26 protein-coding genes and 1 tRNA gene are annotated in these 26,616 nt (G+C 35.7%); 22 read left to right on the top strand and 5 right to left on the bottom strand.

The annotated features are described in order from the left end of the window. Positions 1–114: 114 nt before the first annotated feature. From HII32_RS00135 to holA, 9 genes are read left to right on the top strand one after another with little or no spacing between them, the layout of a single operon-like run. The gene (locus HII32_RS00135; protein WP_172187165.1) at positions 115–1,290 is read left to right on the top strand and encodes an FtsW/RodA/SpoVE family cell cycle protein; all 1,176 of its coding nucleotides are present in this window, start codon (positions 115–117) and stop codon (positions 1,288–1,290) included. A gap of 4 nt (positions 1,291–1,294) precedes the next feature. Continuing rightward, the gene (locus HII32_RS00130) at positions 1,295–1,579 is read left to right on the top strand and encodes a YlbG family protein (RefSeq protein ID WP_172187163.1); all 285 of its coding nucleotides are present in this window, start codon (positions 1,295–1,297) and stop codon (positions 1,577–1,579) included. Then, positions 1,576–2,142, top strand: coding sequence for a 16S rRNA (guanine(966)-N(2))-methyltransferase RsmD (gene rsmD, locus HII32_RS00125; RefSeq protein ID WP_172187161.1), 567 nt, complete (start codon positions 1,576–1,578; stop codon positions 2,140–2,142). The genes HII32_RS00130 and rsmD overlap by 4 nt, the downstream gene beginning before the upstream one ends. Next, on the top strand, positions 2,142–2,624 hold the full coding sequence (gene coaD / locus HII32_RS00120) for a pantetheine-phosphate adenylyltransferase (RefSeq protein WP_172187159.1): 483 nt from the start codon (positions 2,142–2,144) through the stop codon (positions 2,622–2,624). The genes rsmD and coaD overlap by 1 nt, the downstream gene beginning before the upstream one ends. Positions 2,625–2,640: 16 nt before the next feature. After that, positions 2,641–3,687 (top strand): SepM family pheromone-processing serine protease, encoded by a 1,047-nt coding sequence (locus HII32_RS00115; RefSeq protein ID WP_172187157.1) that lies wholly within the window; start codon positions 2,641–2,643, stop codon positions 3,685–3,687. Between the two features lie 50 nt (positions 3,688–3,737). Then, a complete protein-coding gene (locus tag HII32_RS00110; RefSeq protein ID WP_172187155.1) occupies positions 3,738–4,454 on the top strand; it encodes a helix-hairpin-helix domain-containing protein in 717 nt (238 codons plus the stop codon). Between the two features lie 57 nt (positions 4,455–4,511). Next, entirely contained in the window at positions 4,512–4,994 is a 483-nt protein-coding gene (locus HII32_RS00105; protein ID WP_172187153.1) for a ComE operon protein 2, read from the top strand. 7 nt (positions 4,995–5,001) lie between these two features. Then, positions 5,002–7,263 carry a DNA internalization-related competence protein ComEC/Rec2 gene (locus HII32_RS00100; RefSeq protein ID WP_343034626.1) on the top strand — a complete coding sequence of 754 codons (2,262 nt, stop codon included), beginning with the start codon at positions 5,002–5,004 and terminating at the stop codon, positions 7,261–7,263. After that, complete coding sequence (gene holA / locus HII32_RS00095; protein ID WP_172187149.1) at positions 7,244–8,275, top strand: DNA polymerase III subunit delta; 1,032 nt, start codon at positions 7,244–7,246, stop codon at positions 8,273–8,275. Before HII32_RS00100 ends, holA begins: the two co-directional genes overlap by 20 nt. 75 nt (positions 8,276–8,350) lie before the next feature. Here holA and rpsT read toward each other — a convergent pair whose 3' ends face one another. Further along, positions 8,351–8,605 (bottom strand): 30S ribosomal protein S20, encoded by a 255-nt coding sequence (gene rpsT, locus HII32_RS00090; RefSeq protein WP_172187147.1) that lies wholly within the window; start codon positions 8,603–8,605, stop codon positions 8,351–8,353. Positions 8,606–8,847: 242 nt separating this feature from the next. On the opposite strand from rpsT, the gene rpsO reads away from it, so the two are divergent. From rpsO to HII32_RS00050, 8 genes are all read left to right on the top strand, one after another. Beyond that, positions 8,848–9,117, top strand: a complete 270-nt coding sequence (rpsO, locus tag HII32_RS00085; protein ID WP_172187145.1) for a 30S ribosomal protein S15 — start codon at positions 8,848–8,850, stop codon at positions 9,115–9,117. A gap of 150 nt (positions 9,118–9,267) precedes the next feature. Further along, a complete protein-coding gene (locus HII32_RS00080) occupies positions 9,268–11,001 on the top strand; it encodes a ribonuclease J (protein WP_172187136.1) in 1,734 nt (577 codons plus the stop codon). A 55-nt stretch (positions 11,002–11,056) separates the two neighbouring features. Beyond that, positions 11,057–11,992 (top strand): hypothetical protein, encoded by a 936-nt coding sequence (locus HII32_RS00075; RefSeq protein WP_172187134.1) that lies wholly within the window; start codon positions 11,057–11,059, stop codon positions 11,990–11,992. Between the two features lie 203 nt (positions 11,993–12,195). Next, a complete protein-coding gene (tuf, locus tag HII32_RS00070) occupies positions 12,196–13,383 on the top strand; it encodes an elongation factor Tu (protein ID WP_172187132.1) in 1,188 nt (395 codons plus the stop codon). Positions 13,384–13,564: 181 nt separating this feature from the next. Beyond that, entirely contained in the window at positions 13,565–14,878 is a 1,314-nt protein-coding gene (gene tig / locus HII32_RS00065; RefSeq protein WP_172187130.1) for a trigger factor, read from the top strand. Between the two features lie 153 nt (positions 14,879–15,031). Beyond that, positions 15,032–16,279 (top strand): ATP-dependent Clp protease ATP-binding subunit ClpX, encoded by a 1,248-nt coding sequence (clpX, locus tag HII32_RS00060; RefSeq protein WP_172187128.1) that lies wholly within the window; start codon positions 15,032–15,034, stop codon positions 16,277–16,279. A gap of 105 nt (positions 16,280–16,384) precedes the next feature. After that, a complete protein-coding gene (gene yihA, locus HII32_RS00055) occupies positions 16,385–16,966 on the top strand; it encodes a ribosome biogenesis GTP-binding protein YihA/YsxC (protein ID WP_172187126.1) in 582 nt (193 codons plus the stop codon). Then, on the top strand, positions 16,966–17,250 hold the full coding sequence (locus tag HII32_RS00050; protein ID WP_172187124.1) for a nucleoside triphosphate pyrophosphohydrolase family protein: 285 nt from the start codon (positions 16,966–16,968) through the stop codon (positions 17,248–17,250). Before yihA ends, HII32_RS00050 begins: the two co-directional genes overlap by 1 nt. Positions 17,251–17,312: 62 nt before the next feature. Here the strand turns inward: HII32_RS00050 and HII32_RS00045 are convergent, their stop codons facing one another. Then, on the bottom strand, positions 17,313–17,492 hold the full coding sequence (locus HII32_RS00045) for a hypothetical protein (protein WP_172187110.1): 180 nt from the start codon (positions 17,490–17,492) through the stop codon (positions 17,313–17,315). Positions 17,493–17,651: 159 nt separating this feature from the next. Between HII32_RS00045 and uvrC the strand changes: the two genes are divergently transcribed. Further along, on the top strand, positions 17,652–19,487 hold the full coding sequence (uvrC, locus tag HII32_RS00040; RefSeq protein WP_172187122.1) for an excinuclease ABC subunit UvrC: 1,836 nt from the start codon (positions 17,652–17,654) through the stop codon (positions 19,485–19,487). An 85-nt stretch (positions 19,488–19,572) separates the two neighbouring features. Then, the gene (obgE, locus tag HII32_RS00035; RefSeq protein WP_172187120.1) at positions 19,573–20,877 is read left to right on the top strand and encodes a GTPase ObgE; all 1,305 of its coding nucleotides are present in this window, start codon (positions 19,573–19,575) and stop codon (positions 20,875–20,877) included. 31 nt (positions 20,878–20,908) lie between these two features. On the opposite strand, the gene HII32_RS00030 is transcribed toward obgE, so the two are convergent. After that, positions 20,909–21,199, bottom strand: a complete 291-nt coding sequence (locus HII32_RS00030) for a hypothetical protein (protein WP_172187118.1) — start codon at positions 21,197–21,199, stop codon at positions 20,909–20,911. Between the two features lie 93 nt (positions 21,200–21,292). Between HII32_RS00030 and rnz the strand changes: the two genes are divergently transcribed. From rnz to HII32_RS00015, 3 genes are all read left to right on the top strand, one after another. Further along, entirely contained in the window at positions 21,293–22,228 is a 936-nt protein-coding gene (gene rnz, locus HII32_RS00025; RefSeq protein WP_172187116.1) for a ribonuclease Z, read from the top strand. Between the two features lie 73 nt (positions 22,229–22,301). Further along, positions 22,302–24,617 (top strand): single-stranded-DNA-specific exonuclease RecJ, encoded by a 2,316-nt coding sequence (gene recJ, locus HII32_RS00020; protein WP_172187114.1) that lies wholly within the window; start codon positions 22,302–22,304, stop codon positions 24,615–24,617. Between the two features lie 16 nt (positions 24,618–24,633). Further along, positions 24,634–25,152: an adenine phosphoribosyltransferase gene (locus tag HII32_RS00015; protein WP_172187112.1), complete on the top strand. Its 519-nt coding sequence runs from the start codon at positions 24,634–24,636 to the stop codon at positions 25,150–25,152. A gap of 156 nt (positions 25,153–25,308) precedes the next feature. On the opposite strand, the gene HII32_RS00010 is transcribed toward HII32_RS00015, so the two are convergent. Then, a tRNA-Ser gene (locus HII32_RS00010) sits at positions 25,309–25,396 on the bottom strand. Positions 25,397–25,444: 48 nt separating this feature from the next. Beyond that, positions 25,445–26,101 (bottom strand): VTT domain-containing protein, encoded by a 657-nt coding sequence (locus tag HII32_RS00005; protein ID WP_172188713.1) that lies wholly within the window; start codon positions 26,099–26,101, stop codon positions 25,445–25,447. Positions 26,102–26,616: the final 515 nt, after the last annotated feature.

Below are 26,616 nucleotides of genomic sequence, written 5' to 3'. Positions count from 1 at the left end.
TATTAAACGGAGAACTTTTTATTAAGTTCTCCGTTTTTTATTGGTTAAATCACAGTAAGTGTCTATGATATAATTAGATTGTTTTTTATGTAAGTCACAAGTTGGAGTGGGAAAATGAAACGTTTGAAAAAATTGGATTATTTCATTGTATTTCCGTACCTCGTGATGTCGATTATTGGAATTATTATGGTTTATTCTGCTAGTGCTAATATTGGTACGCAAAATGGTGGTAGTCCAACCAGTTATTTGATTCGGCAATCGATTTTTGTGGTACTTAGTTTATTTATTGTTGGTTTTATGATGTTTTTGAATTTAAAAAAATTACGTGATAAACGATTTTTAAATATTGTAGGAGTAGGCTTTTTTATTGTTTTAACGGGATTACTGTTTTTTGGTCAATCAGTTAATGGTGCATCAGGCTGGATTCATTTGGGACCTATTAGTATTCAACCGGCTGAATTTTTAAAGTTCTTTTTAATTATTCGTACGGCTAATATTATTGATGAACGTCAAGATGAGCTAGCCATTCCCGAAAATTGGTGGTCAACTATGAAAGTCACGTTGATTAAAAATGGTATTTTGCTCCTGCTAGTTTTATTGCAACCGGATTCTGGGGGATTTGCCATTAATTTTATGATTGTGATGGTAATGCTCTTAGCTAGTGGAATTTCTTGGAAAAAATCAATCACCATTTTGGGTGGATTTATTGCCGTAATTTTACTAGTATTGAAATTTGCTGTTGAGCCATTATCTCATTTACCTTGGGTACAATCTTCTTACCGAATTCAACGATTTGTAGCCTTTGTTGATCCATTTGGTCACGCAACCGGTTCTGGTCAACAACTAGTTAATTCATACTATGCCATTAGTAATGGTGGCCTCTTTGGCTCCGGCCTGGGTAACAGTATTCAAAAAACGGGATATTTACCAGAGCCCAATACAGATTTTATTATGGCAATTGTGAGTGAGGAACTAGGAGTTATTATGGTCATCTTTATTTTATTTTTATTAATGGTGATTGTAACCAGATGTATTTTACTGGGTACTCGTAGTAATAGTACTTATCAGAGTCTAGTATGTTACGGGGTAGCCACATATTTGACCGTACAGTCGTTGTTTAATATTGGTGGAGTTGTGGGTATTTTGCCTATCACTGGGGTAACATTTCCTTTTATCAGTTATGGTGGTTCTAGTACGATGACGTTATCACTATGTATTGGTATTATTTTGAATATCAGTGACAAACAACGAAAAGAACGAGCTGGTCAAAAACTAGCGATAAAGGAGTAAACCTATGGAAGAAACTAAACGATTAGGATTAGTTGTTTATTTACATTCCTTGCGACAATTAAAAACCTTGCGACAATATGGCACAGTTTATTATTTTTCCAAAAAAATGCGGTATGCAGTAATGTATGTTGATGAAAACACAGCGGATGAAAGTATTACTAAGTTAGAAAATCTTAACTTTGTCAAAGAAGTGGTCAAATCTAAATTAAATGTATTACAAGCTCAATTAAAAGTTAAAAATGAAGTTAATGATTTAGAAATAGTAAATGAAGAAGAGGAACAACCATGAGAGTGATTTCTGGTAAATTTGGTGGATTACGATTAGAATCAGTTAAAAGTGATAAGACTAGGCCAACAACGGACAAAGTTAAGGAATCGTTGTTCAGTATGCTGGGTCAATATTTTGATGGTGGTAATTTTCTAGATTTATTTGCGGGTTCAGGAGCAGTAGGAATTGAAGCTGTTTCACGTGGCTTTGATGCTGCTACCTTAGTAGATCGCCAATTTCAAGCTATTAAAACTATTAAAGATAATGTAGCTAAGGTGAATGCTGCAAATCAATTCACAGTAATTAAAGGCTCTGCTGAAAAAGTTTTATTGAAACTAGCTGCAGATCAAGCTAAGTTCGATATGGTATTTCTAGATCCGCCATATAAGCAACAAAAAATGATGGAAACGATGGCCCAGTTGTTGGAACTGAATTTATTAAATGACGATGCAATCGTCGTTTGTGAAACTGATAATACGGTTTCGTTACCAGCAGAATTAAATTCTTATCAACAATTAAAGCATAAAGAGTATGGTTTAACCGTTGTTTGGGTTTATCGGTTGGAAGGGGGAAATGGTAAATAATGGAAAACGGTTTGTATGCAGGAAGCTTTGATCCAATTACCCTTGGGCATATTGATATTATTAAACAATCACATCACTTGTTTAATAAATTATATGTTGTTATCAGCTATAACTCTAATAAGTCCGGATTATTTACCCCAGCCGAAAGAGCAACATTGGCCAAGACTGCGTTGAAAGACTATTATAATGTTGAAGTTATTACTTCTGATGCATTAACGATTAAAACGGCACAAGAATTACAGGCGAATTTTTTGGTGCGTGGTGTACGTGGCAGTAGTGATTTAGATATGGAAATGGCGATGGCTAATTTAAACCATGCAATGGCAGAGGCAGTTCATACCATTCTTATTCCGGCAACAGGTGAAACACAGGCTATTTCTTCTAGCATGATTAAAGAAATTGCTAAAGTTGGAGGAGATGTTTCTAAGTTTGTGCCTATGAATGTTGCTGAGGCCTTACATAGCAAATTTAGTGAGGAATAGGGGATAAGTAATATTAATGAAAAAGCGCTCTGAATTCAAGCAATGGCTATTATTAATTGTTGCTGTGGCAACAGTTGCTTTTGTCCTGTTTTGGCCATTGCCAAAATATATAGAAGGCCCTGGTGAAGCATCGGCTATTAATCAGTTTGTTAAAATTAAAAATCATCCTGATAAATATTCTGGCTATTTCATGCTAACGTCAGTAGGTATTACGCAAGCACGTCCAGTTACTTATTTGCTAGCTAAATTTTTCCCGTACTATACGATTGAAAATCCTGAAGCAGTCACTAGCGGACAGAATATGACAGAATATGAAAAAGTCCAAGATTTTTATATGCGTAGTTCTATTAGTCAAGCTACCTATACAGCGTATAAAGCAGCTCATCAACAAGTTAAACTGATTGATAATGGTATTTACGTTCTCCAAGTTCAGCCTCAATCTAAGTTTAAGGATAAGTTAAAGGTGGGCGATGTGGTGACTGAAATTGACGGTCATCCTTTTAAACGGTCAGACAATTTTGTAAAGTACATTCAAGGTAAAAAAAAGAATGATCAAGTTGAAGTCACATATCTTAGAAATGGTAAGCGACATCAAGTAACGGCGCCCCTTATGCAGATTGATAAGCATCGAGCAGGAATTGGTATTACTTTAACGGATAATATGACCGTTAAAACTGAAATTTCTATTAAAGTTAATCCTGGTGATGTCGGGGGACCATCTGGTGGATTGATGTTTTCTTTGCAAATTTATAGCCAGTTGATTAAACAAGACATCCGTCATGGTAAAAAAATTGCCGGAACGGGGACTATTAATGATAATGGTCAGGTTGGCGAAATTGGGGGGATTGATAAAAAAATCATTGCTGCTAAAAAAAGTGGAGCAACCATCTTTTTAGCTCCCTATGTCAAACCTACCAAAACAGTTTTAAGATATGAACCAGATCACATTACTAACTACCAATTAGCCAAGCAAACGGCTAAGAAATATGCACCTAATTTGAAAGTTGTTCCAATTAGTGATTTCAATCAGGCAATTAAATATCTACAAAATCAAAAAGACTGAATTTATCAGTCTTTTTTTGCGTATTTAAAAGTAAGAAGGGAGGTAAGCAGGTGAATAGGATATTTAATTTCATTGAGGATAATCTCTATAAGGTATTGTTAGGCATGGCAGTAATAATTATATGTTTAATCGGAACCTTAGGTATTTCATTTAAGACTCAATCTGTTAATAAAGGTAGCAAGGATATTGCGCTAAGTTCTAAGCTTGAAAAGCCCAAAGCAGACCATACTAGTTCCAGTTCTGATAAAAAAGTGAATGTAGCTAATGGTCAACTATATGTAGATGTCAAGGGAGCAGTTAAGCATCCGGGAGTCTATCAAGTAAATCCAGATATGCGATTTATAGATGCTATTAATCTGGCTGGAGGATTTAATAACTCAGCAGATAAAAAGCAAATTAATTTAGCGCAACGGGTAGCGGATCAAGGAGTCATTTATGTGCCAATTAGAGGTGAGATCAAGGGGAATATTAGTGACAAAGGAATGACACCGCAAGAACCGGCGTCAATTGAGAATGCTACTAATAATGATACGGCTAATACTAATAAGAAACAGAGTGACTCCACCGATAATGGTGAACAAATCAATTTGAACACGGCTGATAAAGCTAAGTTACAAGAACTAAACGGAATTGGCGACAAAAAGGCTGATCAAATAATTGCTTATCGTCAAGAACATGGCGATTTTAAGAAAATTGAAGATTTACAAGAAGTTTCGGGTTTTGGTGAGAAAACTTTTCAAAATTTAAAGGACTCCATTTGTGTCTAGCTATGATTTTTAAATTGCGCTATGATAATATTCAATCAATCAAAAGGAGCAAATCTAATGAATAGCAGAATTCAATGGGATCAATATTTTATGTTACAGGCTATTTTGTTAGCCGCCAGAAGTACTTGTACCCGCTTATCAGTGGGAGCTGTCTTAGTTCGAGATAAGCGAATTATTGCAGGTGGATACAATGGTTCGGTAGCAGGTGATGTGCATTGTATCGACGAAGGCTGTTATATTGTTGATGGTCATTGTGTTCGCACTATTCATGCTGAAATGAATGCCATTTTACAGTGTGCTAAATTTGGTGAGGCTACTAATGGTGCGGAAATTTATGTAACTGATTTTCCATGTTTACAGTGTACTAAGATGTTATTGCAAGCTGGTATTACCAAAATTAATTATTTAAGAAATTATCATAATGATGATTATGCTCAAAAATTATTGAAATTAAAGGAAGTTGAGGTCAATCAGGTTAAAGTATCGACCGAAGATTTGACCAACGCTAAGTTTCAATCCTATTTAACTGATTTAGATTAAAAATTTGATGGTGTTTCCAGCAATTATGGTTGCTTTAGGAAGTATTGTATTTTTTGGTTCGTTTTGGTTAGGTACCATATGCTTATCTATTTGGATAATTCGAATTTTATTAACTAAAAATCGACGAATAATTGTACTTAGCTTGTTTATTATGATGTTATTTACAGTTGCTAGTTGGTATTTTGTTTGCACTTTACAGCAACAAAAACAAGTAAATAGATCCATAAATACGGTAATTAGAATTCAAGCAGATGAAGTTAAGATTAATGGTGATACTTTAAGTGGTATTGCGACCGTAGCTGCTACTAACCAAAAAATGATATTTTTGTATCGATTACCTAATGAAGGTGCACAAATACACTTTCGGCAAATTAAGGTACCGCAAAAACTGACAGTCCAAGGTGAAGTTGCCGCTATTGAACGTCCCACCAATTTTAATCAATTTGATTTAAGGCAATATTATCGTTGTCAAAAGATTTCTAATCAATTAATGATTAAATCGGTAACCAGTATTAAGTCAGTTAAGCAAATGACGTTAGTAGATAGAATTCATTGGTATCGAGCAAAATTTAATCAATATTGTCAGCAATTACCTAAGCATTTAAAAGTATATGCTTTAGGATTAATTAGTGGTTACCGAGATGATAGCTTTTATCAATTAACCCCTGGAGTAAGTAAATTGGGATTACTTCACTTGTTTAGTATTTCTGGGATGCACGTTTATTATTTTTTAGGGATATTGGACTGGTGTTTAGGTTGGTTACCAACCAAAATTAAAATATTCATAGAGTTAATTTGGTTATTGCTTTATTTTATTTTTGCTGGAGCAACAGCAGGTTTATTACGCGCTATAATTGCTGCTAGTTTGGGGTTGTTAGCACGATTAAATGATCGGCAGCTATCTGGGCTAGATTGTTGGAGCTTATGCTTAATACTTAATTTAATGATATTTCCGGCCAGTCTATTTTTAATGGCGTGTCAACTAAGCTATGGATTATCGTTTGGTTTAGTATTATTAAATAAAATTCCGGCCTGGCGGCGAACGCTGGGGTTAAATTTTATTAGTTTACCGATTATTTTATATCATTTTTACGAATGGCATTTTTTAAGTTTGTTAGCTAATCTGCTTTTATTACCTATTTTTAGTATTATAGTTTTTCCTTTGGTGATTCTAGGAGTGCTAATTTATCCAGTTACTAAAAAGCTGGGAAATTTGATAAATTTAGTTCTACAAATTTTTAATGATTTAATCAATCTCCTTGGTAATTTACCAGGGATGATAACTTTTGGTAAACCAGGTATGTTGAGTTGCATGATAATGTTTGGCTTAGTGCTCTTTTTATACATTACCAAAAAACGTTTAGGACGTCGTTTGATGATTAGTGGGCTAATATTTATTTATAGTTTTAGTTATTTTCAGATACATTTACCACGTGAGGGTGAAATAGCTATGTTTGATGTTGGCCAGGGAGATAGTTTTTTGATTAGGGAACCTTACAATCATTCAGTCACATTGATTGATACGGGAGGTAAGGTTCAATTTGGCCGTCCACAAAATTGGCAACAACGTCAACGTAAGTATCAAGCCGACAGAATAGCTATTAATTATTTAAAAAGTCAGGGCATAAAAACAATTGACTATTTATGTATCAGCCATCAAGATGCGGACCACTGTGGTGACTTACCAGCTTATCTAAAAAGTATGAACATTAAGATGGTAGTCGTGGGCGACGGCGTTCAAATTAATCCTAACTTTCAACGGCGGCTAACCAATATTTCTAATACTATTATTCAACCAGTAACTGACGCTCATGAAATCAAACAATTACCACTGCAAATCTATCATCCTTTTAAAGTAGGATCAGGAAAGAATGAAGATTCCCTGGTTTTAGGGGGCAAATTTGGTGGTCTAAATTGGTTATTTACCGGTGACCTAGATCGGAATAGTGAATGTCAGGTAATCAAAAAGTATCCTAATTTACAGGCTGATATTTTAAAAATAGGTCATCATGGTAGTAAGACGGCTTCAGCGTTAGAGTTTATTGAGAGCTTGAAACCGTCTTATGCATTGATATCAGCGGGAAGAAATAATCATTACGGACATCCTAACCCCGAAATAATGCAAATATTGAGTACCAAAAATATTAAAAATTTTAATACGCAAACCATGGGCATGGTAAGATTTAAATATACTGATGAACGAATCACAATCGTTAAAACTAAGATTGGTGGTTTGAAAGGAACAAAACATGAATTATTTAGAATTTAGCCAAACGTTTGACCAAACACAACCAGCACCCATTTATTTAGTACTAGGAGATCAAGACTATCTTATTGATAATATTAGGAGTCAATTTTTAAAACTAATTCCTGCAGAAGAAAGAGAAATGAATGTTGGTATCTATGATATGGAGGAAACTCCCATTAGTGTGGCGTTAGATGATGCTCGTTCCATTCCTTTTTTTGGTGAACGTCGGTTAATATTGATTAAACGACCGTATTTTTTAACCGGTCAAAAAAGTCGAGTTAAAGTAGATCATGATTTGAATGATCTAATTAGCTATGCAGAAAATCCAGAACCGTCTAGTATAGTCGTTTTTTTAGCTCCCTATGAAAAAACTGATTCACGAAAAAAGGTAGTTAAATCCTTAAAGAAGGCAGCTGAATTGATAGATATTAATCGTCCTTCAGAATCTCAAATTCGGCAATTGATTATGACGATTGTTAAGGAAAAGGGTTATCAAATACAATCTACTACGGTAAATCAAATCATTGAGCAAACTGGCGGGAACTTAACTCTGATTGTTAATGGATTAACCAAATTGTTTTTGTACTATCAAGATACTAAAAAAATTGAGGCGACAACTATTGATAGTTTGGTTAGTAAGTCCATTGAGCAAAATGTGTTTGATTTGGTCAATATCGTTCTAAAAAGGCGTGTGACAGAGGCAATTGAATTGTATAAAACACTTTTGTTAAATGGTGAAGAGCCATTAAAAATAAATGCGGTATTAATTCAACAATTTCGTTTATTATTACAAGTGGCTATTTTAAAAGGTCACGGCTATTCTCAAGGTAACTTAGCTGCTAGTTTAAAGGTACATCCATATCGAATTAAATTAGCATTACAATCAGTTAATCAATTTGAATATGAAGATTTACGAACCGCATATTTGGGATTAGTGGAATTAGAACAAAAACTTAAATCAACTAAGGAAGATCCGGAGTTTATGTTTGAACGATTCTTGCTTAATTTTGTTAATAATCAAATAAAAGTCTAAAAAAGCACCGTTATCTCAGATAACAGTGCTTTTTTAGACAAATAAAAACAGCCGTTAAAAACGACTGCATCATTATTATTTAGCTAACTTGGCGCTTAAACGTGACTTATCACGGTTGGCTTTGTTAGTTTTGATTAATCCTTTTGATTTAGCGTGATCAATGGCACTAACTGCTTCACGGAAAAGTTCGTTAGCATCACTGGCACCATTATCAGCAGCTTTTTCAAACTTCTTAATGGCAGTACGCATAGTGCTCATTTCGGCAGTGTTACGTGCGTTTGCTTTTTCGTTAGTCTTAACCCGTTCAATGGCTGATTTGATGATTGGCATTTATTTCACCTCCCGAAGATGTATTACAAATACAAATTAAAATTCAACAAACATTATTATACAGAATGAAAGAATAGTTTGCAAGAGAAATCCCGGTGGCTCCTGAATTAGTTCTTGTATTTTAAATAGTAATTGGCTATAATAATAAAAGTGCCGTTGTGCACATCCCATTACTTAGTTTGTCGGTTTATACCACTACCGCTGACTCAGTAATGGAGAATAAAAAATAAGGTGGTTATATCATGGCTCTTACAAAGACAAAGAAAAATGAAATTATCAAAAAATATGCACGTCACGAAGGCGATACTGGTTCAGCAGAAGTTCAAATCGCTGTTTTGACTGCAGACATTAACGAAATTAACGAACATATGCGTACTCATAAAAAAGATTTCCATTCACAACGTGGATTGATGAAGAAGATTGGTCACCGGCGTAACTTGTTGGCTTACTTACGTCGTGAAGACGTTCAACGTTACCGTGAACTTATCCAAAGCTTAGGTCTTCGTCGTTAATATTTATAAAAAAAGAACTGACATTTTGTCAGTTCTTTTTTATTTTACACTGATATTTGGTTGAAAACTTTCGAACAATAATCAAACTATGGTACACTGTAAGGAGCTGAATATGATCGGAAAAAAGAAAACCATTTTTTGAGGTGAATCATGAAAGACGAAATTAAATTAATTACTTTAGGTGGCGTCCGTGAAAACGGAATGAACATGTACGCTGCAGATATTAATGGCAGTATCTATATCTTAGATTGCGGCTTAAAATATCCTGAAAATGAACTACTGGGAATTGACGTTGTTATTCCCGACTTTGCTTATTTAAAAGAAAACAAAGATCGCATTGTGGGGGTATTTCTAACCCACGGTCATGCTGATGCTATTGGAGCCTTACCATACTTTTTAAGTGAATTTAATGTTCCAGTATTTGGTTCTGAAATGACGATTGAATTGGCCAAAATCAGTGTGGCTGATAGTAGTGAAGTGGCTGATTATGATGATTTCCACGAAATTAGTGATCAAAGTGAAATTGATTTTGATGATGTTAGCGTAACCTTCTTCAAAACGACCCATTTGATTCCGGGTTCGATGGGAATTGCTATTCATACTGCTGATGGCGCAATTGTTTATACTGGAGACTTTAAGTTTGATCAAACTGCCTTACCAGCATATCAAACAGATTACTCTGCTCTTACTAAGTTGGGGGATGAGGGAGTCTTAGTTCTTTTAAGCGATTCTAGCAATGCCGAAAATACGGCCCCAAGTGTTACTGAAAAGACGATTGGTGAATACATTTACGATACCTTCAAGTATCATCATAGTCGTATCATCGTGGCTAGTGTTGCATCTAATATTGCTCGTATGCAAGAAGTATTTGATGCAGCAGCTAAAACTGATCGAAAAGTATTCTTGGCTGGCCATGATTTAGAAAAAATTGTGCGTACTTCTATTCGATTAGGCGCACTAACATTACCTGCTGAAGATCTTTTGATTGAATCCAAACAAGAACTCAAGAAAATGGATCATGATAAAATTGTAATTGTTCAAACCGGTAAAATGGGTGAACCAATTAAAGCTTTACAACGAATGGCTAACAAAGAACAGGCTGATATCAATATTGAAGAAAATGATTTAGTCTTTATCACCACAACACCTTCTACAGCAATGGAAACTAATGTGGCTAAAACTCGAGATATTATTTATCGAGTAGGGGCAGAGGTACGAATGATTGCTGACGAAATGAATTCTTCTGGAGATGCTAGTCAAAGCGACTTACAATTATTAATGAACCTATTAAAGCCTAAATATTTAATTCCGGTTCAAGGTGAATATCGTTTACTAGATGCACATGCTAATTTGGCATATCAAGTAGGCCTTACGACAGAACAAGTTTATATTCCTGCTAAGGGAGACATCATTTCTATTAACGATGATAATATGAACGTTTCTGGCAGTGCACCAGCATCTGATACCATGATTGATGGAATTGGAGTTGGCGATATTGGTAATATCGTTCTTCGTGATCGTAAGGTCCTTTCTGAAGATGGCATCTTTGTTGCGGTGATTACGATTGATCGTAAGAAGAAAAAAATTATTGCCAAACCCAAATTAACTTCTCGAGGATTTGTGTACGTTAAAGCTAACAAGGATCTGATGATGGAAGCATCAGATATTATTGAAAAAGCAGTAACTGATAATTTAAATAACAAAGAATTTGATTGGGGCGACTTAAAGCAAGATGTTCGTGATAGTTTAAGCGATTATCTATATGAACAAACTAAGCGTCGTCCGGTAATTCTGCCAGTTATTATGGAAGTTAATCAGCATCATAAGCGTTCACCAAAACGAAAAAACAATAAAGCTAAGGCAAATAAGCCGGCTAAAAATTAATGATCACGGGCCCTTCAAAAATGAAGAGCCCGTTTTTAAAAAAGTGGGTAATTTAATGGTAATGAAATATAACAACAAATATTACGAAAAACTGGATCGTATTCAGGAAAATATTAAAACTAATGAACCGGAATTAGCTCAAAAAATGGCCGCAGAACTTTATGAAGATTATCCCAACAAAGAGGTTAATCGATTATTAGTTCACGCTGCTTCCGAAACGGGAGACTATTTAGCAGTTATTTCATATTTGTCAGATTATCCAGAGCAATATCAACAAAATGAGGCAATGACAGTTGATTTGGTAAAGGCAGCTCAAGATAGAGATGATTTTATTTCTGCTAGGAAAATTTTGTATTTGATTGATCCTAGAGAAGAGATGACTCAAGTTTGGCATCAATTAACCCAACGGGAAGCTGATTACACTATTAGCCATGCTGATACTATCGCTAAAACTGCTAAAGCATTTGCTCATTTAGGTGGTAAAAAGCACGAGTTACAACCAGGTGAGTTGGTAAAAGCTAATAGCTTGCCTTTGGATAGCTATGTCACCAGTGCTAAATTAGTACTTCAAGATCCGGACGTTATAAAATTAATTAAAACGGAATTGTTAATGACTTTAAAGGGAATTGGGGAAACTGAGATAATTCACTTCCAAGATCTTTATAATCGTAGTTATGAATTAAATTTGGGAGAATTGCCACCTAATCCAGTTACCGATACAGTTAATACTATTTTTAAAGAAGTTTATAATGCAGTCGGTAATCAAGATCCTATTCAATTACAAATGCTACAACAAACCATTATGATGTACGCTGTTTACTTGTATCCATTTATTGATAAAAAAATAGATAACCCAATTAAATTTGCTCATGTTTTACTGTCTCATTTGAATGGGATGGATGATCAAGACGTTATTGCTGAAGTAGATGGCGGTGCTGATATGCTTCCACTAATTAAAAAATTAGATCAAGTAATAACTAATGATCTTTAATGATTAAAAATAATATAAGGAAATATTCAATAAATTGTTTACAAACCCATTTATATTGAATATAATATGTAGGAATTCTTCGAATGGAAACGACTAACGTTTAGTCTTTCGTTTGGTCTTTTTGAGAAGATGTAGTATAATCTTAAATAGAAATGCATCGAGTCAATTGGTGTAATTCTTGAAAATAACAGGAGGTTTCATTAATGGCAAAAGAACATTATGAAAGAACAAAACCCCATGTAAACATTGGTACTATTGGCCATATCGATCATGGGAAGACTACTTTAACTGCTGCAATCACTAAAGTTTTATCTGACAAAGGTTTAGCTAAAGCTGAAGATTATGCAGATATCGATGCAGCCCCAGAAGAACGTGAACGTGGTATTACTATCAACACTGCCCACGTTGAATACGAAACTGAAAACCGTCACTACGCTCATATCGATGCCCCAGGACATGCTGATTACATCAAGAACATGATCACTGGTGCTGCTCAAATGGACGGTGCTATCTTGGTTGTTGCCGCAACTGATGGTCCTATGCCACAAACTCGTGAACATATCCTTCTTGCTCACCAAGTTGGTGTTGACTACATTGTTGTATTCTTGAACAAGACTGATTTAGTTGATGATGATGAATTGACTGACTTGGTTGAAATGGAAGTTCGTGAATTACTTTCAGAATACGATTATCCTGGAGATGATATTCCTGTTGTTCGTGGTTCAGCTCTCAAGGCTCTTGAAGGCGACAAGGAACAAGAAGAAGTTATCCTTCACTTGATGGATATTGTTGATGAATACATCCCAACTCCAGAACGTGATGACAGCAAGCCATTCATGATGCCTGTTGAAGATGTCTTCACTATCACTGGTCGTGGTACTGTTGCATCTGGTCGTATCGAACGTGGTGTTGTTAAAGTCGGTGACGAAGTAGAAATCGTTGGTCTTGTTGAAGACACAACTAAGACTACTGTTACTGGTTTGGAAATGTTCCGTAAAACACTTGACGAAGGTCAAGCCGGCGATAACGTTGGTGTACTTCTTCGTGGTGTTGATCGTGATCAAGTTGTTCGTGGTCAAGTTCTTGCTGCACCAGGTTCAATTCAAACTCACGAAAAATTCTCTGGTCAAGTTTATATCTTGAGCAAAGAAGAAGGTGGACGTCATACTCCATTCTTCTCAAACTACCGTCCACAATTCTACTTCCACACTACCGATGTTACTGGTGTGATTGAATTGCCAGAAGGTGTTGAAATGGTTATGCCTGGTGATAACGTTACATTTAACGTTGAATTATCAAAACCAGTTGCCATTGAAAAGGGTACTAAGTTCACTATCCGTGAAGGTGGTCACACTGTTGGTGCCGGTATCGTTAGCGAAATCGACGACTAATTTTAAATACTCTTTAAAAAGAAGCAGGCTTAAAGGCTTGCTTCTTTTTTTTATGGTAAAACGGGCTTTTTTAACGGAAAAGTTGATAATTATTTTACTTTTACCGCTGGTTACGTTAAACTAATACTGTTATGCAATCAAGTATTGTACAAAATAATCTTTTCGTCTCGGAGGGAACAAAATGTCTGTAAAATGGGAAAAAAAAGGTACTAATGATGGAGAATTAACTTTTGAAATCAGTACCGATAAAATTAACGAAGGGCTAGATCAAGCCTTTAATCGTCAAAAGAAGAATATTAACGTACCAGGTTTCCGTAAAGGAAAAGTTTCACGAGCTGTATTTAACAAAATGTACGGTGAAGAATCATTATATCAAGATGCTTTAAACATCTTGCTTCCAGAAGCATACTCAAGTGCCATTCAAGAAGCTGCAATTGAACCAGTTGATCAACCAGAAATTAACGTTGAATCAATGGCTAAAGATCACCCATGGGTAATCAAAGCAGTTGTTTCTGTTAAACCGGAAGTCAAACTTGGTGATTACAAGGGTCTTAGTGTACCAAAACAAAATACCCGTGTTTACCAAAAAGATATTGAAGCTGAATTAGATAAGAAACGTGAACAACAAGCTGAATTAGTTCTTAAAGAAGACAAAGCTGCTGAAAATGGCGACACTGTAGTTATCGATTTTGATGGCTACGTTGATGGTGATCAATTTGACGGTGGTAAAGCTGATAACTACTCACTTGAATTAGGTTCTGGTTCATTCATTCCTGGTTTTGAAGATCAATTAGTTGGTCATAAAGCTGGTGATGATGTAGATGTTAAGGTTACATTCCCAGAAGATTATCAAGCTAAGGAATTAGCTGGTAAGGATGCTACTTTCAAGGTACAAATCCACGAAGTTAAATCTAAAGAATTACCAGAATTAGATGATGATTTCGCTAAGGATGTTGATGAAGATGTTGACACTCTTGACGAATTAAAAGATAAAATCAAAGAACAACTTAAAGAAGACAAAAAGGCCGCTGCTCATGATGCCATCGAAGATGCTGCCTTGACTCAAGCAGTCGACAATGCCGAAGTTAAAGACATTCCACAAGCAATGCTTGATGATGATGTTCAACGTCAAATGGATCAATACCTTGCCGGTATGCAACAACAAGGGATCAATGCTGACATGTACTACCAATTAACTGGTACTTCAGAAGAAGATTTGAAGAAGCAATTTGTTGATGGTGCAGAACGTCGAGTTAAGACTAACCTTGTTTTGGAAGCAATCGTTGAAGCAGAAAAGATCGAACCTTCAGAAGATGATGTTGCTGAAGAAGTTAAAGGTCTTGCTCAAGAATACGGTATGGAAGAAACTGCCATTCGCAATGCTTTAACTGATGACATGTTGAAACATGATATTGCTATTAAGAAGGCTCTTGATATTATTGATGATTCAGCAAAACAAGATGCTAAGGCAAAAGAAGACTCTGACAAGAAGTAATTTTTAATTTTTCCAAAAAGATCCGTTATTATTAACGGATCTTTTTGCGATTAAGCCTAATAGTTGCTTTTGTTTCCGAATGTGATAGAGTTACCTCTAGTCAATTAAGCAGATCGCGTTTAATGCTGATTTTTAAAGATGGAGGAAAACCAAGTGTTTGAAGATAATGAAACGAATGGTCCAATCACTTGTTCGTTCTGTGGTAAAACACAGGACCAAGTTAAAAAAATTGTTGCAGGACCGGGGGTCTATATTTGTAATGAATGTATCGATCTCTGCAAAGAAATTATTGATGAAGAATTAGTTGACGAACGAAAAGACAGTGTTGCTCCATTAGTAGTGCCAACACCAGCTGAAATTTTGGCAGAATTAGATCAATTTGTTATTGGTCAAAATAATGCTAAAAGAACTTTAGCCGTGGCTGTTTACAATCACTACAAACGAGTCAACGAAATGTCAGAGCAAGCAGATGGTGACGTCGAGTTACAAAAGAGTAATATCGCTTTGATTGGACCTACGGGTTCTGGTAAAACGTATTTGGCTCAAACACTTGCAAAGATTTTAAACGTACCATTTGCCATTGCGGATGCTACTACCTTAACTGAAGCTGGATATGTTGGTGAAGATGTCGAAAATATTTTGTTGAAACTTCTTCAAAGTGCTGATTTTGATGTTGAACGTGCACAAAAGGGAATTGTGTATATCGACGAAATCGATAAAATCGCCAAAAAAGCAGAAAACGTTTCTATTACTAGAGATGTTTCTGGTGAAGGCGTTCAACAGGCGTTACTGAAAATCCTAGAAGGAACAGTTGCCAGCGTGCCACCACAGGGCGGAAGAAAGCATCCCCAACAGGAATTAATTCAAATTGATACCACCAATATTTTATTTATCGTTGGTGGGGCCTTTGATGGTATTGAAGGAATTGTAAAAAATCGATTAGGTGACAAGACAATCGGTTTTGGCACTGATTCTAATACTACCTCTGATTTGGATGACGATAGTATCATGCAATCAGTAGTACCAGAAGATTTGCTTCAGTTTGGTTTAATTCCAGAATTTATCGGTCGTTTACCAATTTTAACGGCTTTAGATAAGTTAACTGAAGCTGATTTGGTAAGAATTTTAACGGAACCTAAAAATGCTCTTGTTAAGCAATATACTAAATTACTATCATTGGATGGTGTGCAACTAGAGTTTGAACCGGATGCACTAACTGAAATGGCTAAATTGGCCATTGCTCGTAAAACTGGTGCCCGGGGATTACGTTCGATCATTGAAGATGTTATGCGAGATATTATGTTTGATTTACCTAGCCGCAGTGATGTGGAAAAGGTTATTATTACCCCACAAACAGTAACTGATCAAACGGATCCAGAACTAGTCATGAAAAAAGATTAATATGTAAGAAGCTGATTAATCAAGTAATTGGTTAATTGGCTTCTTTTTTGGTTCCTGAATATGGTATAGTAATTTAGTATTATAAATGAAAGAAAAGGTGATAAAGTGGACGTTCATAACGTAGAATTAACTATAAGCGCTGTTGCTCCTAAACAGTATCCCACCGGCAATTTACCTGAAATTGCTCTGGTTGGTCGTTCAAATGTTGGTAAGTCATCACTAACGAATACTTTGATTAATCGACGTAGTTTTGCTAGAACGTCTAGTCAGCCTGGTAAAACCCAAACACTTAATTTTTATAAAATTGAAGATCAGCTCTATTTTGTAGATGTACCTGGTTATGGATATGCAAAGGTTTCTAGAGCAGAACGTGAAAAATGGGGCAAAATGATCGAAACCTATTTGAGTAGTCGTGATCAACTTAAAGGTGTGATTACTCTAGTGGATGGACGGCATAAACCCACGGAAGATGATATTGCGATGCACGAATGGCTAAAATATTATGATATTGATATGTTAGTAGTAGCTACCAAGATGGATAAAATTGCTAAAAGTAAGTGGAGCCATCAAGCTAAAGTGATTAAAGAAGCTTTAGACATTGATGATAATTCATTAGTTTTATTTTCATCAGAAACTAAAGCTGGTAAAGATGATGTTTGGCATTGGATTGAAGAAAGGATAAGATAATGGACTTAAACAAGTATCAAAAGGCTGCTAATCGAACTTTAATGGGTGAAGAACAAGTTTTAACTAACTGTGCCTTAGGCTTAAGTTGTGAAGCTGGTGAGGTTGCTAATTTAGTTCGCCGTTATACGTTTGAAGGCGACAAGTTGGACCGAGATCAATTAACTAAAGAGTTGGGCGATGTTTTGTGGTATTTATCTCAAGTTGCTGAATGGGCTGATATTCCGCTTAATGAAGTTGCCGATGATAATATTAATCGTTTAAATGTCCGTTATCCATCTAATTAAATTAGCTAAAAAGAGGTTGAAACAAAACAATGTTTTGCATCAACCTCTTTTTTATTGGAAATTTATTTTTTACGGCCAAAAAAAGAATGTTTTTTCTTTTTATCTGGCTTCTTCTTGTTGTTTTTGTCGTCACGTTTTAAAAACTTATCTCGTTGGTTATCAATTGGATCCATTTCGGCAAATTTACCGAAAGATGCGCTTAAATCGTCTTTACGTTTAACAGTTAGGCCCACGTTTTTCATCTCCTTATTAAGCTCTCACGTTAATATTAGCAAAAAACCAACTTATTGTCATTTCTTAGTGTTTTTTATGAAGTGGGTTGTTTAGAAGTAATAAATTGAAACGAACGCATATTCGGTATATAATCATAGCAGCATTTTTCAAACGAGTGGGGGAAAAAGATGGCATCAGAATATATTGAACATAAGTTAAGCTTATTACCAGATTTACCAGGTATTTACTTGATGAAAGATATCAATGGTAAAATTATTTATGTTGGTAAGGCCAAAAATTTAAAAAATCGAGTGCGCTCTTATTTTAAGAGTAGTCATGAAGGTAAAACTGCTAAATTAGTTTCAACGATTGCTGATTTTGAAACTATTATCACTTCAACCGATAAAGAAGCTTTCTTGCTTGAAATTACGATGATTCAAAAACATCGCCCTTATTTTAATATTCGGTTAAAGCAGGGTAATGGTGGTTATCCTTATATTAAAATTACTAAAGAGCGAGATCCCCGAATTAAAATTGTGAATACGATTTCTAAAGATGGTGCTTATTATTTTGGACCATACCCTAATGTTTATGCTGCTGATGAAACGGTGAATTTTTTGCAAAAAGTATATCCGCTTAGACGTTGTAATGGATATCAGGGACGCCCGTGTCTTTATTATCATATGGGTCAGTGTTTGGGGGCTTGTTTCAAAGAGGTACCTGCTAGTGAGTACGAAAAACAGATTCGCCATATTAAGTCGTTTTTAAATGGGAACGTTGCCGCTGCTAAAAAAATGTTAACCAAGCGAATGAATGAAGCGGCTGATCAGATGGAATATGAGCGAGCTGCCGAAATTCGCGATCAAATTAAGTACATTGAAATGACGGTAGAAAAACAGAAAATTATTTCTAATGATAATACACCACGTGATATTTTTAATTATTACCTTGATAAAGGTTGGTTATCCATTCAGATCTTTTTTATCCGGCAATCTCGATTAATTAAGCGAGAAAAACGACTTTTTCCCATTATTAATGATGCTGAAGAAGAAATGGTAAGTTTTATTGCCCAATTTTATCAACAAAAAAATCAAATTTTACCTAAAGAAATTTTAGTTCCTAAGTCGTTACCCACCGATTTGATTAGTCAGTTAGCTGATAATACACCGGTAAGAACGCCGGTGCGTGGAACTAAACGGGATTTATTAAATATGGCTGGCAAAAACGCACAATTAGTATTGGAAGAAAAGTTCAGACTGTTGGAACTAGATGAACGTAAAACTACCGGAGCAATGAAAGAACTAACTGATGCTATGGGAATAGCACCAGGGAATAAAATTGAGGCTTTTGACCATTCCCACATCCAAGGGGCCGATTTGGTATCGGCAATGGTAGTTTTTGTGGATGGTCAACCTAATAAAAATTTATATCGTAAATACAAATTAAAGACAGTGGATCATGCTGATGAAGTTGCTAGTACAAAAGAAGTCATTCGTCGCCGGTATACCCGATTATTAAAAGAACATGCTGAATTACCGGACCTGATTTTAATGGACGGTGGTTTTATTCAGATGGATGCGGCCAAGGACGTATTGGAAAATGAATTAGGATTGGATATTCCAGTTGCCGGTATGGTTAAAAATGATCATCACCAAACGGCCGATTTAATGTTTGGGGATAGTGATGAACACTTGTACCTAGATCCTAAAAGTCAGGGATTTTATTTATTACAGCGAATTCAAGATGAAGTACATCGATTTGCAATTACATTTCATCGGCAAGTCCATGCTAAAAATTCATTAAGCTCCCGGTTAGATGATATTAAGGGCGTTGGTCCTAAAACTAGAAATAAGTTACTGCGCAAATTTGGTTCAATTACTAAAATTAGTCAAGCTTCCATTGATGAATTACAGGCATTGGGGGTTTCTAAAACAGTGGCGCAAACTATTAAGTTGTCGTTGAGTAAAATAGAAGCAGAGAAGAAAGATAGAACCAAATCAAAGCGTAATGGGACTCAAAGTTAGAAATTATTTTGACCCCAGTTAAAATCCCCGTTATACTGCACTAAGATGATAGTCAATAATAAAGAATTGAAATGGTGATAATAATATGTTTGTAGATCAAGTTAAAATTAATGTCAAAGCTGGTACTGGTGGTAACGGAATGGTGGCCTTTAGACGTGAAAAGTACGTTCCCAATGGTGGTCCAGCCGGTGGGGATGGTGGTCGTGGTGCCAACGTTGTTTTTAAAGTAGATTCTGGGATGAATACTTTAATGGATTTTCGTTACCATCGTAAATTTAAGGCAGACAATGGTGGTAATGGAGGAAGTAAGCAAATGACCGGCCGAAGTGCTGAAGATTTGATTATTCCAGTTCCTGAAGGAACCACTATTTATAATAGTGAAACCGGAGAAATTATGGCTGATTTGGTGGATGCTGATGAAGAATACGTCGTTGCTAAAGGTGGTCGCGGTGGACGTGGTAATATTCATTTTGCCAGCCCTACTAATCCAGCTCCGGAAATCGCTGAAAACGGCGAACCTGGTGAAGAATTCGCCTTGCAATTGGAATTGAAAGTTTTAGCAGACGTCGGATTAGTTGGCTTTCCATCAGCTGGAAAGTCAACATTGTTGGCAACCTTAACTAGTGCTAAACCCAAAGTAGCTGGTTATCACTTTACTACTTTGGTTCCTAACTTAGGTATGGTTCGTTTGGATGACGGTCGTGATTTTGTAATGGCCGATTTACCTGGATTGATTGAAGGTGCGTCTGAAGGTGTTGGATTAGGAATTCAATTCTTGAGACACGTTGAACGGACACGGGTAATTCTTCATATTGTGGATGTTTCTGGTGAAGAAGGCCGAGTTCCTTATGATGATTTTGTTACTATTAATAATGAATTGAAAAAGTATGATCCAGAGCTATTAAATCGTCCACAAATTGTGGTTGCTACTAAAATGGATCTACCTAATTCAGCTGCTAACTTGGAACAATTTAAGTTGGACTTGGCTAAAGAATTAGGGGATCATGCGCCAGAAGTGATTGCTGTATCTGCAGTTACTCACGATAATTTAAATCAACTAGTTAATGAAACTGCTAATAAATTGGCAGAAGCTAAACGAAATGAACTAGAAAATACTAATGTTTCAGATAGTAAACAAGAATATAAATTCGACGATACTACAGAAGCACCATTCACTGTTTCTTATGATGAAGAATGGCAAAGTTGGGTATTATCTGGTAATCAAATTGAAAAACTCTTCAAGATGACGGATACCACTCATGACCAAAGCATGTTACGCTTTGCTCGACAAATGCGAGGCATGGGCGTCGACCAAGCTTTACGGGATGCCGGAGCTAAAGATGGCGACACAGTAACTATTTTAGATTTCTCATTTACTTATGTGGAATAATAAAAAGGCAGCTGAAATTTCAGCTGCTTTTTTAATATGGTACAATGGCATGATCTAACATGCGAAAACCAAACATTAGTTGCGGTGGTGACGACTGATCTAGTTGAATAAAAAGATTAGTTACTTGCGGCAGATTTTCAGTAAGTTTAAAAAATTGTTGTAATGATAGAGAACGATTGGCGGTGGCACTTTTGAACATAGTTAAATTATTCTCACTGAACCTCAAATTGGTGATGGGAATAAAGTAATTTTTTTGAGGTAATAAGAGCAATAAATTAGGGGATAAGTCAATGGTCGCCTCACGAAACTGACCGATGTTCATAGTGACTCCTTTCTGATAATTGTTATCAAATATGCTACAATTAATAAGTGTCTTTTTAGAACGATAAATATAATAGTTAGGAAACGATGCAATATGCAAATTGAATTTTTAGGTACTGGAGCTGGTTCTCCTGGTAAATTTCGGAACGTTTCTAGTTTAGCATTACGCTTGCTAGATGAACGAAATTCCGTTTGGTTATTTGATGTAGGCGAGGGTACACAACATCAAATTTTAAGTTCTACCATTCGGCCCAGAAAAATCGAAAAAATTTTTATTACTCACTTACATGGTGATCATATCTTTGGATTACCGGGTTTATTAAGCAGTCGTTCGTTTCAAGGTGGAACTGAACCGTTAGACATTTATGGACCAAGAGGTATTCGAGACTTTGTGAATGTCAGCTTGAAGGTTTCAGAAACTAGACTAGCTTATAAAATTCGGTTTCATGAATTTGAGCCTAAATTTGCTGGCAAAATTTTTGAAGATAATACCTTCTCAGTGGAAGTTATGCCTCTAGAACATCGTATTGCAAGTTTTGGCTACCGGGTAACCGAACATGATCATCCTGGTGAATTACAAGTTGATAAATTACGAGAAATGAAGATTCCATCAGGACCAGTTTACGGCAAAATTAAAGCAGGTGAAACTGTAACCTTAAATGATGGTCGTGTTATTAATGGTCAAGACTTTATTGGTACCGCCCAAAAAGGTCGCATTGTGACTATTTTAGGTGATTCTCGTAGAACGGCTAACGCCTTAACTTTAGCTAAAGGAGCCGATGTTTTAGTTCATGAAAGTACCTTCGCTAAGGGGGAAAACAAACTGGCTCGTAATTATTATCATAGTACTAATATTCAAGCTGCTGAAATTGCTGATCAAGCTCAGGTAGGACTATTATTGTTAAATCATATTTCAGCGCGTTACACTGGTAAGTTGGCTTACGAGTTAGAAAAACAAGCTAAACAAGTATTTGCTAATACTAAAGTAGTAAAGGATTTTGATGTTATCGATATTCCTTTTAAAAAATGATGTCGTTAAATCATGATTTTTAAAATTAAAAAAATGGATTCAACAGTTGAGCCGGGAAACGAAGGGGCGAACTATGATAAATTCAAGTTACGATTGGCAATCAGGGATAAAGAAATACTCTGAGCAGGCCGTAACCATTTCACAACAATTTAATATCAGTCCATTAGTTGCTGAGATTTTAATTAAACGCGGCTACGATAATGACGAAGATATTCAAGCTTTTTTAAATCCGGATGAGACTGCCTTTAACGATCCAACGTTGATGCACGATATGGATAAGGCAGTGGAACGTATTCAAACCGCTGTAATGCAAGAAGAACTGATTACAGTCTATGGCGATTATGATGCGGATGGTATCACTAGTACAACCATAGTTTATGAAACTCTAAGTGCAATTGGGGCTAATGTTAATTATTATATTCCCAACCGTTTTACTGAAGGTTATGGCCCCAATGAGGCAGCGTTTCAGAAGTTAATTGATGCAGGTACTAAGTTAATTGTTACGGTAGATAATGGTATTGCCGGTAACTCATCGATTGAGTTAGCTCAATCGCAAGGAGTGGATGTAATAGTTACGGATCACCATGAAATGCCAGAGGTGTTACCAGAGGCTTATGCGTTAGTTCATCCAAGAATTGGTGATAGCTATCATTTCCCTTACTTGTCAGGGGCCGGGGTAGCCTTTAAATTAGTATGGGCTTTAACTGAAGAGTTTCCAGCGGAACTAATTGAATTAGCGGCAATTGGAACAGTTGCTGATATTGTGTCCTTAACTGGCGAAAATCGAGCCATCGTTAAGGCGGGAATTCAATACTTGCGCCAGACGATACGACCAGGATTATTAGCTTTATTTAAACAAGCTAAGCTCAACATTGATAATTTAGATGAAGAAGATATTGGTTTTACGATTGCACCTCGCCTAAACTCACTAGGTAGGATGGATGAAGCTACTCCTGGAGTGGAATTATTAACTACTTTAGATGAAGATCAAGCTAAACAACTGGCTAAAAGTACGGAGGCCGCCAATGATCAACGTAAAGAATTAGTTGATCAGGTTACTCAACAAGCCATTGAAACGGTGAACACTAACGAACAGTTCGCTAACCATAAGGTATTAGTAGTGGTAGGACAAGATTGGCATCCTGGGGTGTTAGGTATTGCTGCCAGTCGATTAGTTGAACGGTATCAACGACCAGTAGTTGTTTTGAGTTATGCTAGTGGCGAAGCCGTTGCAAAGGGTTCTGGTCGTAGTATTGAACAGTTTGATTTATTTAAAGGTATCGATCCAATTCGTGATGACTTGGTTGCTTTTGGGGGACACCATTCTGCTGTTGGATTGTCTGTTAAGGTAGATCAAATTGAACATTTGCAACAACAACTGGATCAAGCAATAAAAGAACAACAGGTTAATTTATTGCTTAAACCCCAATTGCAAATTGCGGCTCAAGTTAGCGTTGATGAATTAACTGTTGAATTTTACAATGATTTGCAACGATTAGCGCCGTTTGGTGAAGATAATCCCAAACCATACTTAGAAATCATTTACCAAGGTATGAGTGACGTGCAATTAATTGGTAAGACTAAAAATCATTTAAAATTTAATTTAAAAGGGCAACATCGCACTATCAGTGCTCTCGATTTTGGTACAGGTAATATTATTAGTGAATTAACAGATAGCAAGCTTCAAACTAGAGTAGTAGGACAATTAGGGACTAATACGTGGCGTGGTAAAACTAATCTGCAGTTGATGATTACAGATATTATGCAAACTAAGTCACCTGTGATTGATTTGCGTACAAGTGGTTTACATCAACAAATGTTTCAGGCCAACGGTACCTATGTGTTTTTCCATGAAAAGATTAAAAAGCAGTTACTGCCATATGTTAATACTCATTCTACGGCCGTTATGTTTGATCAATTTGATCATGAAATGGATGATACGCAGATATATTTGGTAGATTGTCCTGATACTATTGCTGATTTAACTATGGTTTTAAATAATCATAAACCCGAACAAATAACTTTTTATCTTTATAAAAAAACATTAGTTTCAAAGATAGGGATGCCAGATAGAAATCAGTATGCTACACTGTTTAAGTTCATTAAAACTCATCAAAACATTAACTTAACGACTGATTTAGTCGTTTTGGCCAAACAGTTACAAATTTCAGAAAACATATTAATTTTTATCATTCAAGTATTTTGGGAACTGAACTTTATTACTATAAATGATAAAATAGTTAATGTTAATCCAAGCTATCAAAAACAACAATTAGAGTCGGCGCCCAGTTATCAACTGCGTTTACATCAAATTGAAACGGAAAATGAGTTATTAAATACTGACACAAAGGAATTAATTGACTTTATTAGTAATAATATTGCCAATTGATGAAAGGAAGATAAATATGTCATTAGACTTGTCCAAATATATTGCTACTTATGATGATTATCCAGAACCAGGAGTATTATTTCGTGATATCTCACCATTATTAGAGGACGGAGAAGCATATGCCCAGGCAACTAATGAAATTGCTGAATTTGCTCGACAACGGGATGTTGATATGGTTGTTGGACCCGAAGCCCGGGGATTTATCGTTGGATGTCCAGTGGCCTATGAATTAGGTACTGGCTTTTCTCCAGCCCGTAAAGAAGGTAAGTTACCAGGTGAGACTGAAACTGTAACCTATGATTTGGAATACGGTCAGTCATCATTATCTTTACGTAAAAATGCGGTTAAACCTGGTCAAAGAGTATTAGTTACTGATGATTTGTTGGCAACGGGTGGTACTATTGAAGCTACTATTAAACTAGTGGAACAATTGGGCGGCGTTGTTGTTGGCTGTGCCTTTATTGTGGAATTAGATGAGTTACATGGTCGCGATAAGCTTAAGGACTATGATGTTTTGAGTTTACTTAATTATTAATATAAAAAGCTCTCAGCCGAAAATGGTTGAGGGCTTTTATTTTTAATGTGCAAGTACTTTTTGTGTCCTTATTCTTTCTGCAAACAAAAAAATAACCTCAACCCTTGATATAACAGGATTGAGGTTATTTTGAAATGTTTCTTATTTGAGAAAGTAAGGAGAGTACAGGATTTGAACCTGCGCGCCGGAACTAACCGGTTCGCCGGATTTCGAGTCCGGTGCATTACCACTCTGCCAACTCTCCAATTTAATCCTTTCTCATTATACCAATAAAATGGTAATTGTAAAATAATTACTTAGTTTTTTCGCCACTCGGAGTTAACTTACCTTTAATAAAGCCAACTACAGCTGGAATCAATGAAATGACGATGATGCCGATAATTACCAGTGAGAAGTGTTCTTTAACAAATGGAATATTTCCGAAGAAGTAACCAGCGCCACAGCAAATGAATACCCAAGTGATACAAGCGGAAATATTATAACGAACAAACTTAGAATATGAAAAATTACTTGTTGCTGCAACGAACGGGACAAAGGTTCTAATGATTGGCATAAAGCGGGCCAAGAAGATAGCCATGGCCCCATACTTATCAAAGAAGCCCCGGGCTTTGTTCAAATCACTTTCTTTAATGAATTTACCAAAAAACTTATTAGTAGTTAATACATTTCCTAATTTATGACCAAAGAAGAAGTTTAATGAATCTCCGGCGATTGAAGCAATTAAGAAGATAGCAATGAAAATCCAAATATCTAGATGATAGGTTGGATTAGCAGATAAAGCTGCTGCTGCAAACAAAAGTGAATCGCCAGGAAGAAATGGCATGATAACGGCGCCGGTTTCTATAAAAATAATGGCGAATAAAATTAAGTATGACCAATTGCCAAATGTGTTTACAATATTAACTAGATGTTGATCTATGTGCAAAATAAAATCGATAAGAGTTCCCAAATTAATAGTTCCTTTCTCTATATAAGTAACCCCATAATACATTAACAATAGACCAACTAGTAGTAGCTTTATAAAAAATTAGGTTATTTTTAGATGTTTATCAATGTTCTATAGTAATGAGTGACTTTTATATTTATTAAAATATGAATGAATGCTAGTTGTTAGTGTTATATAAAATAGCTCAAATAAATGTTGTAATATCAATGATGATAGCTATATTGTGAGTATAGCCAGGAAAAAATATTAAAAAAAGGTTGACCTATGTATATTGAGTTGGTATATTAATACATGCGCCAAATGATCAAGTTACTTCGCTTCATCAATTGCTCGTAAAATTAATAATAAAAAGTAGTTGACGAACAGATCAAAAGGTGATATATTTAAATAGTTGTCAAAAGGCGTTGCAAAGCGTTTGAGACAATAAGGTAGACCTTTGAAAACTGAACAAAATTTCGATTAAACAAATGTGCTGGGCGTCTTGATTTTAAATCAAGACCAAAACATTTGCGAAGTCA

Source organism: Lentilactobacillus kribbianus (assembly GCF_013184075.1).
GTDB lineage: Bacteria > Bacillota > Bacilli > Lactobacillales > Lactobacillaceae > Lentilactobacillus > Lentilactobacillus kribbianus.
This window is presented reverse-complemented; position numbering and strand designations above follow the sequence as displayed.

Coding starts and splice junctions, on each gene's coding strand:
- tuf (WP_172187132.1), top strand. CDS start 12,196: ATGGCAAAAGAACATTATGAAAGAACAAAACCCCATGTAAACATTGGT.
- rnz (WP_172187116.1), top strand. CDS start 21,293: ATGCAAATTGAATTTTTAGGTACTGGAGCTGGTTCTCCTGGTAAATTT.
- HII32_RS00050 (WP_172187124.1), top strand. CDS start 16,966: ATGGACTTAAACAAGTATCAAAAGGCTGCTAATCGAACTTTAATGGGT.
- HII32_RS00135 (WP_172187165.1), top strand. CDS start 115: ATGAAACGTTTGAAAAAATTGGATTATTTCATTGTATTTCCGTACCTC.
- HII32_RS00130 (WP_172187163.1), top strand. CDS start 1,295: ATGGAAGAAACTAAACGATTAGGATTAGTTGTTTATTTACATTCCTTG.
- tig (WP_172187130.1), top strand. CDS start 13,565: ATGTCTGTAAAATGGGAAAAAAAAGGTACTAATGATGGAGAATTAACT.
- HII32_RS00075 (WP_172187134.1), top strand. CDS start 11,057: ATGGTAATGAAATATAACAACAAATATTACGAAAAACTGGATCGTATT.
- HII32_RS00045 (WP_172187110.1), bottom strand. CDS start 17,492: ATGAAAAACGTGGGCCTAACTGTTAAACGTAAAGACGATTTAAGCGCA.
- HII32_RS00030 (WP_172187118.1), bottom strand. CDS start 21,199: ATGAACATCGGTCAGTTTCGTGAGGCGACCATTGACTTATCCCCTAAT.
- HII32_RS00105 (WP_172187153.1), top strand. CDS start 4,512: ATGAATAGCAGAATTCAATGGGATCAATATTTTATGTTACAGGCTATT.
- HII32_RS00015 (WP_172187112.1), top strand. CDS start 24,634: ATGTCATTAGACTTGTCCAAATATATTGCTACTTATGATGATTATCCA.
- rsmD (WP_172187161.1), top strand. CDS start 1,576: ATGAGAGTGATTTCTGGTAAATTTGGTGGATTACGATTAGAATCAGTT.
- recJ (WP_172187114.1), top strand. CDS start 22,302: ATGATAAATTCAAGTTACGATTGGCAATCAGGGATAAAGAAATACTCT.
- HII32_RS00100 (WP_343034626.1), top strand. CDS start 5,002: ATGGTGTTTCCAGCAATTATGGTTGCTTTAGGAAGTATTGTATTTTTT.
- rpsT (WP_172187147.1), bottom strand. CDS start 8,605: ATGCCAATCATCAAATCAGCCATTGAACGGGTTAAGACTAACGAAAAA.
- rpsO (WP_172187145.1), top strand. CDS start 8,848: ATGGCTCTTACAAAGACAAAGAAAAATGAAATTATCAAAAAATATGCA.
- uvrC (WP_172187122.1), top strand. CDS start 17,652: ATGGCATCAGAATATATTGAACATAAGTTAAGCTTATTACCAGATTTA.
- holA (WP_172187149.1), top strand. CDS start 7,244: ATGAATTATTTAGAATTTAGCCAAACGTTTGACCAAACACAACCAGCA.
- HII32_RS00080 (WP_172187136.1), top strand. CDS start 9,268: ATGAAAGACGAAATTAAATTAATTACTTTAGGTGGCGTCCGTGAAAAC.
- HII32_RS00115 (WP_172187157.1), top strand. CDS start 2,641: ATGAAAAAGCGCTCTGAATTCAAGCAATGGCTATTATTAATTGTTGCT.
- coaD (WP_172187159.1), top strand. CDS start 2,142: ATGGAAAACGGTTTGTATGCAGGAAGCTTTGATCCAATTACCCTTGGG.
- obgE (WP_172187120.1), top strand. CDS start 19,573: ATGTTTGTAGATCAAGTTAAAATTAATGTCAAAGCTGGTACTGGTGGT.